Here is a 9,227-nt window from a genome sequence, read left to right as displayed (position 1 = left end):
GGGGCTGGTCCACACGGCCACGCCGGCGGCCGCCGCCGCCGCGCCGGGCGGCGGGGCGGCCTGCCCCAGCGCCGCCCACCGTCCCGAGCCGCCCGCGACGTGCCGGGGCTGGTCGCCGGGCGACGGCTCGCCCCCGCCCGCGGCCTTCACCCGCGCCAGCCGCCAGCTTCGCCCCGCGTCGCCGGACACCAGGAACTGCGCGCGTTCCCGGCCCTCGGCGCCGTCGCCGGCCTTCTCGTCCCCCACCGCCACGACGGTGCCGCCGGACGCCGCCACGGCCGACAGCCCCTGCACCAGGCCGTCCGTTCCGGCCGCCGGATCGGTGCCGAACAGGCGGTCGGCCGCGATGGCCGCGGGCACCGCCGACCCCGCCTCGTCCTCGCCGCTCCCGGCCGCGTACGCGCCCGCCGCCACGACGACCACGACGACGACCGCGGACCCGGCGGCCACAAGCCGCCTGCGCCCGCGCGCCGCCGCGACCTCGGCCGTGCTCTGCGCCTGCGCCTTCGCCTGCGGTGCCGCCGTCTTTTGGGGCTTGGCCGCGGTCTTCGGGTTGGGAGTCGTGTTCGCCTTCTGCCCAGCCTTCGGCTTGGGTTCGGTCCTCGGCTTCGCCTGCGCTTGCGGCTTGGCCTTCGGCTTGGCGGCCGTCTTGGGCTTGGGCTCCGTCTTGGACTTGGACTGGGCCTTGGGCTCCGTCTTGGACTTGGACTGGGCCTTGGGCTCAGGCTTGGGCTTGGCGGCGGCCTTGGGTTCGGCCTTCGGCTTCGCCTTGGGCGCGGCCTTGGGTTCGGCCTTCGCCTGCGGTTTCGGCTCGGTCTTCCCCTTCGCCCCTGACTTCGCCCCTGACTTCGGCTCTGGCTTGGGCTTGGCCTTCGGGGCGGCGGGCTTGGAGGCAGCGGGCGTGGGCTTGGCCGGCTTCCTCGGCTGCGGGACGGCGGAAGGCTCGGCGGCGTCGTCGTCCGGCTGCCAGGGCACGCCCGCGCGGCGCCAGGCGTCCTGGGCGCGCTGCCAGGGGGACGGGACGTTCCTGCCGCGCCCGCCCCTGCCCCGGGACGAGCGGCCGCCGGGCGCGGGCGTCTCGTCGAGCGTGTCGGGGGCGCTGAAGGCCAGCCGCCGCCGGATCCGGCGGGAGGCCTGCGGGCCGGACAGATCGGGCCCCGGGGAAGGATCCGTCCCCGCCGATGGCCGGGCACTGTCCTGCTCAGGGGTCTGTGCCGTCACTCCCGCTCCTCCACGCGCGCAGCGGTCCCGCAGGACCCGTCGGTGCCGACTCGGCGATGGGACACCATCAAACCGCTTCACATCAGCGTCTGTACCGACAACCGCCCGATCGTCGGTCAAAGGTGTCGCGGAGCGTTTATATCGCCTCAGGCCAGGCGAAGTTGATCTTTTGCCTCGATCGTGCCCTTGTAGGCGATGCCGTGCACCTGCACCACGGGAGCGTCGTGGTCGGCGGCGGCTCCGTGCACTTCGGTGGACACGCCCAGCCCGCCGATCTCCAGCCGCACGTTCGGCGGGACGACGATGTCGACGTGCGACTTGTAGGCCACCACCCGCACGACGGTGACCGGTGAGGACAGTTCGGCCGACCGCAGGTCGAGCAGGCATTCGCCCTTGTAGACGACGGCGGTGTACCGCTCGGGCAGGCGCCAGCGGCCGGTGCGGCGCACGCTGCTCTTGTAGGCCATCTGCCAGCGGCCGGCCAGGCCCGTGCGCCCCGGGACGACGCGGGCCCGCGGGGCGGCCGGAACCGGACCGCCGGGCGCGGCCCCGTCGGTGCCGGGCAGGTCGGCGGTGAGGCGGTCGAGGTCGGCGTAGGTGCGGGCGGCCAGCACCAGGTCGATGCGCTCGTCGAGCTCGGCCTCGGTCAGCCGTCCCTCGGCGAAGGCGGTGTGCAGGCGGACGAGGCGTTCGTCGCGGTCGCGGTCGGAGGCGCGCTGGGAGGACCCGGACGGTTGCGCGGGCCTCGGCCGCTGCTCGACGTTCATGGCATCTCCCCTTCGCGTCCTGTGCGCGGCGCCTCGCGGGACGCCGTTTCACGGCGCCCGGAGGGACGGCGCCGCCACCGAGCCTGCACCCTCTCGCCACGGGAGGGTCAAGGCGGATCGACCTTGGACGGACAAACGAGATACATCGTAACTCGACCTCGCTCGCCAGGCGAGAGATATCGGAGTGGACGCGCGCCTTACGCCCGTCCGCGCGGACGGTCCGTTACATTCGCGATACGCCAGGTGATCAAGGAGCCCGGGTGCTCGGGAAGGGACGTGTCCAGTGGTGAACTCCGTCGGCCACGCGTTCGGCCCGTACACCCTCTACGACCTGGACGCCATGCCCGAGGACGACGGGCGCCGCTACGAGCTGGCCGACGGCTGGCTGACCGAGCTGCCCGGCGACCTGTGGCACGACCACGCCGCCGCCCGGCTGCGCGACATCCTCAAGGACGCCGCCGGACGGGCCGACGCGGACGTGCACGTGGCGGGCGCGCCACAGGACGTCATCACGCCGCGCGGCGTCCGCAAGCCCGACGTGTTCGTGGTCGGCCGGGAGGTGGCCCGGGCCGCGCTGGAACGGCGCAGCCGCGCCTACTACGGCCCCGACCTGCTCCTGGTCGCCGAGGTCGTCACGCCCCGCACCGGCAGCGAGCGGATCGACCGGTGCGCGAAGGTCGCCGAGTACGCCGCCACCGGCATCCCGCACTACTGGATCATCGACCTGGAGCCGCGGCCCGCGGTGACGCTGCTGGAGCTGACCGGCCCGGCGCGGGACGGCGCCGCGTACCGCACGCTCGCCCGCGCCAGGGCGGGCGAGGAGCTGACGGTCGACCGCCCCTTCCCCATCGGCTTCGACCCGGCCCGCCTGTCCGAGATGGAGTGAGCCGGTCGAACGAACGGCGCCGTCCGGGACGCGGACGATAAGCCGGTGCGGCGCGTCCCCGCCCGGTTTTTCGCATGCCGGCGAACGTGCCGCTTTTCGGATCGTCCCGTCCGTAGCAAGCTGGCCGGCGTGCGGGAGAGATCCCGTGCCGTTGGTCCTATGAGAACGGAGAGAAACCATGTCCGTACGCATGCGCGCCGCCAGTCAGGACGTTCTCGGCGGTCCCGAGGTACTGAAGATCATCGAGGTGGACCGGCCCGAGCCCCGCATCACCGAGGTGCTGGTGCGGGTGCGCGCCGCGGGCGTCAACCCGACCGACTGGAAGCACCGGCGGGCCGGCGTCTTCCTCACCCCGCCGTTCACGCTCGGCTGGGACGTGTCGGGCGTGGTCGAGGAGGTGGGGCTCGGCGTGACGCTGTTCGAGCCCGGCGACGAGGTGTTCGGCATGCTGCGCTACCCGTTCGCGAACGGCGCCTACGCCGAGTACGTCGCCGCGCCGGCGCGCACGTTCGTCCGCAAGCCCGCCGAGCTCGACCACGTGCACGCCGCGGCGATGCCGCTGGCCGCGCTCACCGCCTGGCAGGCGCTGGTGGACACCGCCGGCGTCCGGCCGGGGCAGCGGGTGCTCGTACACGCCGCCGCCGGGGGCGTCGGTCACCTGGCCGTCCAGATCGCCAAGGCGCGCGGCGCCCATGTGATCGGCACCGCCCGCGCCGCCAAGCACGACTTCGTGCGCGGGCTGGGCGCCGACGAGGTGGTCGACTACACCGAGGTCGACTTCGCCGACGCGGTGAAGGACGTCGACGTGGTGCTGGACACCATCGGCGGCGACTACGGCCCGCGCTCGCTGCGCACCATGCGGCCCGGCGGCACGCTGGTGTCGCTGGTGCTGCACGAACTGGCCGACGACCTGCCCGCCCAGGCCGACAAGGCGGGCGTCCGGCACCGGGGCGTGGTCGTCGAGCCGGACCACGCCGCCCTCGGGGAGATCGCCGCGCTGGCCGCCGCCGGCCGGCTGCGCGTCGAGATCGACACCGTGCTGCCGCTGGAGCGGGTCGCCGAGGCGCACGCCCGCGGCGAGACCGGCCGCGCCACCGGCAAGATCGTCCTGACGGTCGGGTGATCGGCGGCGGCGGTTAGGCTCGTCGCGTGCTGCTGCTGACGACGCGCGAGACCTGGCTGGCGCAGGACGGGCCGCGGTTCGTCCTGCCGTCCCAGGCGGCTGCCTGGGCGCCCGAGGACGAGGCCCTGGCGATCGCCGACGAGATGTTCCCCGACGGGCAGGTGCTGGCCGTCGACCTGGACCCGGAACCGGGCCTGACACCGCCCCGCGCCGTGATCGACCGCACGCGGGTGACGCGGGTGCGGTACGCGCGGCGCGGACCGCACGGGCGGCACGTGGCGCTGCTGGACCGTCCCGCCACCGCCGAGGCGCTGGACCTGCTGCCGCATCCCGAGGGCGGCTGGTTCCGCGAGACGTGGCGCGCGGCGGCCCGGTTCACCCCGGACGGCTACCCGGGCGAGCGGGCGGCGGCCACCGGCATCTACTTCCTGCTGCCGCCGGGCGAGGAGTCGGTCTGGCACACCGTCCGCTCGGACGAGCTGTGGCTGTGGCACCGGGGCGGGCCGCTGACGCTGCTGCTGGGGGGCGACGGCGACCGCCCCGGCGAGACGCCGGAGGCGGTCGCCCTCGGCCCGGACGTGCTCGGCGGCCAGCGGCCGCAGGCGCTGGTCCCGGCCGGGACGTGGCAGGCCGCCCGTCCCGCCGGGGCCGAGGAGGCGCTGGTGAGCTGCGTGGTGTCCCCCGGCTTCGACTTCGCCGACTTCACCGCCCTGTAGCGGCGACCGGGGCGGCGTCCGGGGCGGCGGCCGGCCCGGCGGCGGCTCAGTGGGTGAGCGCGCCCGGGTCGCGGCGGCTGCTCATCGACCGCATGATGTGCTCCACCAGCGTGATCAGCACCTGCTTGGCCGACTCGCGGTCGCGCACGTCGCAGTCGATGACCGGCACGTACGACGGCAGGTCCAGGGCGTCGCGCACCTGGTCGGGCGAGTGCCGCGTCGCGCCCTCGAAGCGGTTGACCCCGATGATGAACGGGACCCCGCGGCGTTCGAAGTAGTCCACCGAGGCGAAGCAGTCGGCCAGCCGCCGGGTGTCGACGAGCACCACCGCGCCCAGCGCCCCCTTGGCCAGCTCGTCCCACATGAACCAGAAACGGTCCTGGCCCGGCGTGCCGAACACGAACAGCACCAGGCCGTTGGGCAGCGTGATGCGCCCGAAGTCCATGGCCACCGTCGTGGTGGTCTTGTCCTGGACGGCGGTGGTGTCGTCGATCCCGATGCTCTTCTCGGTGAGCGCCTCCTCGGTGCGCAGCGGCCGGATCTCGCTCACCGCGCTCACCAGCGTGGTCTTGCCGACTCCGAACCCGCCGGCCACCAGGATCTTGACGGTCAGCGCGGAATCGCCCGGCTGCGGGCCCGCGTCAGAGCGCACGGATTCCATCGATCACTTCCTTGAGTACGCGCTCGCTGGGGAACTGGGCCACCGGCGCGGGTCGGCGGACCTGGATCAGCGAGCGGTCGAGCAGGTCGCCGAGCAGGACCCGGACGACCCCGAGGGGGAGTTCAAGTTCCGACGCTATCTCGACGACCGACAGCGGGGTACGGCAAAGCGCCAAGATCATCTCATGTTCCGGCTCCGGTGCCCACTGCGGCGCCGCCCCCGGCCCGGCCGGGACCTGCGCTCCGGCGTCGCCGCCCGGGGCGAGCCCGGCCACCGCCTCGTCGTCGGTGACGATCAGCGCGACCAGGTCGAACTGCTCGGCGCGCTGGTGGTCCGTGCGGCCCCCGGTGAGCGCGTACGGACGCACCACGGGCCCGGCCGACTCGTCGTGCCAGGCCGGCGACCGGCGCCCCGCGGCGCCGGAGCCGGTGGGGTGCGGGCCGGCCATCTCACGCGCCGCCCGGCTCGGCGCCCACCCGCGGGTCGGCCGACAGGTGCTGCCCGACCCGCGTGACCAGCATCGCCATCTCGTAGGCGATGACGCCGAGGTCGGCGCCCGCGTCGGCCAGCACCGCCAGGCAGGCGCCCTGCCCGGCCGCGGTGACGAACAGGAACGCCGACTCCATCTCCACGATCGTCTGCCGCACCGGGCCGCCGCCGAAGCTCTCCCCCGCGCCGCGCGCGAGGCTCTGGAAGCTGGCCGCCACCGCGGACAGGTGGTCGGACTGCTCGCGCTCGAGCCCGCTGGAGGAGGCGATGCGCAGGCCGTCGCTGGACAGCACGACCGCGTTCTGCACCTGCGCCACCCGCTGGACCAGGTTGTCGAGCAGCCAGCTCAGCTCGCCGCCGGGTCCGCCGTCCGTTCCGGCCTGCTGGGGTTCTGTCATCGGCTGTCGTCCTCCTGGGCTCGGGGGGATTGGGCTGGGGGCGGCGGGGCGCCGTCCTGCTCCGCCTCCTGGCGGCCGCGTTCCCATCCGCGCTGCATCGCGGACAGCATCGTGCGCAGGCTGTCGGGCGAGCGCTGCGGGTCCGCGGCGGCCGGGCCGGCGGCGGAGGGGTCTGCGGCCGGGGCGTCCGGCGACGGCGCGGGCGGAGCGGGCGGTGAGGGCAGGGGGCCGGTGTCGAGGGGCGACAGGGGACCGGTGCCGGTGGGCGGGACGTCTTCGTCCGGGGGACGGATTCCGGCGGCGGCCAGGTCGGCGTCCACCCGTTCGCGCAGCTGGGGCGCCAGGTGCGTCTGGCGCCTGCGGCGCGGCAGCCCGTCCTCGGTCACGGGCGGCTCCGGGTCCGGGGCGGACGGCTGCTGCTCCCCGGCCGGCGCCCCTCCGGCGAGCGACGCTCCTGCGGCGGGCGGTCCTCCGGCGGGCGGACGTCCCGTGCGGCGCCGCCGCGGCAGATCGTCCGACGCCGTGTCACCGGGCGGCGGAACCGGCGGCGGGACGGCCCGCGGCGCGCTCGGCGGGATCGGCGGCACCGGCGCGACCGGCGCGGGCCGTAGCACGGGCGGCGTGGGCGGCTCGGGCGGCGCGGAGGGCTCGGCGACCAGCCGCATGACGCCCGGCTGCCCGGGCGCGGCGGCCGACGCCGAGGCGGGCGCCGCGACGACCACGGGCTGCGGCAGCGACTGCTGGTCCTGCTCGCCGACGGCGTGCCGGGCGGGCGCGTCCGCCTCGGGCTCGACGATCAGCGACGACGGCAGCAGCACGATCGCCGTGGTCCCGCCGTACGGGGAGGGGCGCAGCGTGACCTGGATGTCGTGGCGGTGGGCCAGCCGCGCCACCACGAACAGGCCGAGGCGGGCGCTGTCGGCGGGGTCGAACTCCGGCGGGTCGGCCAGCCGCTCGTTGGCCAGCCGCACCGCCTCGGCCGACATGCCGAGGCCCCGGTCCTCGACCTCGATGGCGAAGCCGCTGGCCACCGCGTGCCCGCTGACCTGCACGGGCGACTGCGGCGGGGAGAACGTGGTGGCGTTCTCCACGATCTCGGCCAGCAGGTGCACCACGTCGGCCACGGCGGATCCGGCCAGCGCCAGCCGGGGCAGCGGCTGCACCCGGACCCGCGGGTAGTCCTCCACCTCGGCGACCGCGCCGCGCACCACGTCCACCAGCGGCACCGGCCGGCGCCAGCCGCGGCCGGACGGGCGGCCGGCCAGGATGACCAGGCCCTCGGCGTGCCGCCGCATGCGGGTGGCCAGGTGGTCCAGGCGGAACAGGTCGGCCAGCTCGCCGGGGTCCTCGGTGCGGTGCTCCATGACGTCCAGCAGGCTGAGCTGGCGGTGCAGCAGCGCCTGGTTGCGGCGGGCCAGGTTGACGAACACCTCGTTGATGCCGCGCCGGGCGTCGACCTCGGCGGCGGCGGCCAGCAGGACCGCCTCCCGGGCGCGCGCGAACGACTGGGAGATCTGCCGGATCTCGTCGATCTGGTAGTCGTCGTCGGGTTCCTCGTCGGCCGTGCGGATGGGCCGTCCGGCGCGCGCGTCCTCGGCGAGCTGGGGCAGGCGCCGCCTGGTGAAGTCGACGACGCGGGCGGTGAGCGTGCGGCACTCGCGCAGCAGCCGCCGCGAGACGCGCGCCGCGACCACCACGGACAGCACCAGCGCGACCAGGCCGAGGCCGCCGGCGATGGCGAGCCGGGCGAACACGCCGATGGCGATGCCGCGGGCCCGCTCGGTGACGCCGTCCAGCACCTGGTTCTCGAAGCCGTAGAGACGGTCGAGGACGGGGACGGCGGCCGCGTTCCAGTCCGCCGCGCCGACGGGCGGCGTCATGGGCACGGCGGGGTCGGCGACGCCGGTGCCGCCGCGCGCCGTGGCGCTCGTGCCCTCGGCGCGGTCGGTCCGGCCGGTGCGCGCGGCGTTGCGCTCGGCCGCGTGCAGGATCCGCTCCTCCAGGGCGTGCAGCCGGGCGAACTGCGGCATGGTGACCAGCCGGTCGTAGCGGACGCGGTCGGCGGCGGGCAGGCCCGGCACCGCGTCGGCGTAGGTGTACCGCTGGACGCCGGTGAACTGGGCGAACTGGGCGCGTTCGGCGCCGGTCAGGCGGCCGGCCGCCAGCACGCCGGTGACCAGGGCGTCCTCGCGGGCCAGGTACTCGCGGGCGCGGGTGAGCTGCAGCAGCGTGCGGGCTTCGGCGGCGATGCGCGGGTCCTCGGGGGTGACGGCCCCGTAGACGCCGAACGCGGCGTCGATGACGGCCGAGTAGTCGTTCAGGACCCCGGCGCGGTCGGCGCCGCGCTCGTCGACCTGGCGGCGCATGCCGTCCAGCTCGCCCAGCCGCCGCAGCAGCCCGTCCAGGCGTGCGCGGACGGCGGGTTCGATCGTCCCGCGGGTGTCGGGGTCCTTGCTGTAACGCTCCACGCTCGCGCGGACCCCGTCGGTGGCGCGGCGCTGGGCGGTCAGTTCGGGATGCCGGGTCGCGGAGCGGGCGCCGAGGGCGGCCAGCGACAGGCGGCGCTCCTTCTGCAGCGCGTCGACCAGCCGCTGGGTGGGCAGCAGCGTCTGCTCCTGGAACCGCTCGCTGTCCAGCAGGGCCTTGGCGTCGCCGAAGCTGATGGCGGTGAGGTAGGTCCACAGCGCGACCAGCGACAGCAGCGGTACGAGGAGCATCATCGCGATCCTCGACCGGATGGAGGTCAGGCGCCGGGCCGTCACGGCTGGCGCACCCAGCGCACGTGGGCGGTCGAGGGCAGCCGAGGGGACGACATGCTGGTGAACCTCCCGAATGCGGGATCTACGGGGGTCTGCCGGAGCCTACTATGGCGGCCCGGCGTTGCCGATCTTCGATGCGGCGCGCCGTGACGGGCCGAACGCCGAACGTCAGGCCCGGTGGACGGGCGGCGCCGCACCGCGCCGCGC

8 protein-coding genes and 1 pseudogene are annotated in these 9,227 nt (G+C 75.4%); 3 read left to right on the top strand and 6 right to left on the bottom strand.

Annotation, left to right across the window (positions count from 1 at the left end; genetic code table 11):
• Both ABD811_RS27280 and ABD811_RS27275 read right to left on the bottom strand, forming a co-directional pair.
• Positions 1-1,221 (bottom strand): annotated as a pseudogene (locus ABD811_RS27280) (hypothetical protein); the annotation flags it as partial.
• Between the two features lie 146 nt (positions 1,222-1,367).
• Positions 1,368-1,988 carry a DUF1707 SHOCT-like domain-containing protein gene (locus tag ABD811_RS27275; RefSeq protein ID WP_344953201.1) on the bottom strand — a complete coding sequence of 207 codons (621 nt, stop codon included), beginning with the start codon at positions 1,986-1,988 and terminating at the stop codon, positions 1,368-1,370.
• A 283-nt stretch (positions 1,989-2,271) separates the two neighbouring features.
• Between ABD811_RS27275 and ABD811_RS27270 the strand changes: the two genes are divergently transcribed.
• The 3 genes from ABD811_RS27270 (at position 2,272) to ABD811_RS27260 (ending at position 4,713) form a co-directional block, all read left to right on the top strand.
• Positions 2,272-2,874 carry a Uma2 family endonuclease gene (locus ABD811_RS27270; protein WP_344953199.1) on the top strand — a complete coding sequence of 201 codons (603 nt, stop codon included), beginning with the start codon at positions 2,272-2,274 and terminating at the stop codon, positions 2,872-2,874.
• A 178-nt stretch (positions 2,875-3,052) separates the two neighbouring features.
• Positions 3,053-3,997: an NADP-dependent oxidoreductase gene (locus ABD811_RS27265; RefSeq protein WP_344953197.1), complete on the top strand. Its 945-nt coding sequence runs from the start codon at positions 3,053-3,055 to the stop codon at positions 3,995-3,997.
• 29 nt (positions 3,998-4,026) lie between these two features.
• Positions 4,027-4,713: a cupin domain-containing protein gene (locus tag ABD811_RS27260; protein ID WP_344953506.1), complete on the top strand. Its 687-nt coding sequence runs from the start codon at positions 4,027-4,029 to the stop codon at positions 4,711-4,713.
• Positions 4,714-4,759: 46 nt separating this feature from the next.
• On the opposite strand, the gene ABD811_RS27255 is transcribed toward ABD811_RS27260, so the two are convergent.
• Genes ABD811_RS27255 through ABD811_RS27240 form a run of 4 tightly spaced genes read right to left on the bottom strand, consistent with a single transcriptional unit; the run spans position 4,760 to position 8,981 of the window.
• Positions 4,760-5,374: a GTP-binding protein gene (locus ABD811_RS27255; protein ID WP_344953196.1), complete on the bottom strand. Its 615-nt coding sequence runs from the start codon at positions 5,372-5,374 to the stop codon at positions 4,760-4,762.
• Complete coding sequence (locus ABD811_RS27250) at positions 5,355-5,822, bottom strand: DUF742 domain-containing protein (protein WP_344953194.1); 468 nt, start codon at positions 5,820-5,822, stop codon at positions 5,355-5,357. Before ABD811_RS27250 ends, ABD811_RS27255 begins: the two co-directional genes overlap by 20 nt.
• A 1-nt stretch (position 5,823) precedes the next feature.
• Positions 5,824-6,261: a roadblock/LC7 domain-containing protein gene (locus ABD811_RS27245; RefSeq protein ID WP_344953192.1), complete on the bottom strand. Its 438-nt coding sequence runs from the start codon at positions 6,259-6,261 to the stop codon at positions 5,824-5,826.
• Positions 6,258-8,981: a sensor histidine kinase gene (locus ABD811_RS27240; protein ID WP_344953190.1), complete on the bottom strand. Its 2,724-nt coding sequence runs from the start codon at positions 8,979-8,981 to the stop codon at positions 6,258-6,260. The genes ABD811_RS27245 and ABD811_RS27240 overlap by 4 nt, the downstream gene beginning before the upstream one ends.
• Positions 8,982-9,227 lie beyond the last annotated feature (246 nt).

This window comes from Actinomadura miaoliensis (assembly GCF_039536785.1).
Taxonomy (GTDB): domain Bacteria; phylum Actinomycetota; class Actinomycetes; order Streptosporangiales; family Streptosporangiaceae; genus Spirillospora; species Spirillospora miaoliensis.
The sequence above is the reverse complement of the archived record's forward strand: the minus strand, read 5'-3'. Positions and strand labels throughout refer to the sequence as shown.

Excerpts from the sequence above, each read along its gene's own strand:
- ABD811_RS27250 (WP_344953194.1), bottom strand. The coding sequence starts at position 5,822 with ATGGCCGGCCCGCACCCCACCGGCTCCGGCGCCGCGGGGCGCCGGTCG.
- ABD811_RS27245 (WP_344953192.1), bottom strand. The coding sequence starts at position 6,261 with ATGACAGAACCCCAGCAGGCCGGAACGGACGGCGGACCCGGCGGCGAG.
- ABD811_RS27240 (WP_344953190.1), bottom strand. The coding sequence starts at position 8,981 with ATGATGCTCCTCGTACCGCTGCTGTCGCTGGTCGCGCTGTGGACCTAC.
- ABD811_RS27265 (WP_344953197.1), top strand. The coding sequence starts at position 3,053 with ATGTCCGTACGCATGCGCGCCGCCAGTCAGGACGTTCTCGGCGGTCCC.
- ABD811_RS27255 (WP_344953196.1), bottom strand. The coding sequence starts at position 5,374 with ATGGAATCCGTGCGCTCTGACGCGGGCCCGCAGCCGGGCGATTCCGCG.
- ABD811_RS27275 (WP_344953201.1), bottom strand. The coding sequence starts at position 1,988 with ATGAACGTCGAGCAGCGGCCGAGGCCCGCGCAACCGTCCGGGTCCTCC.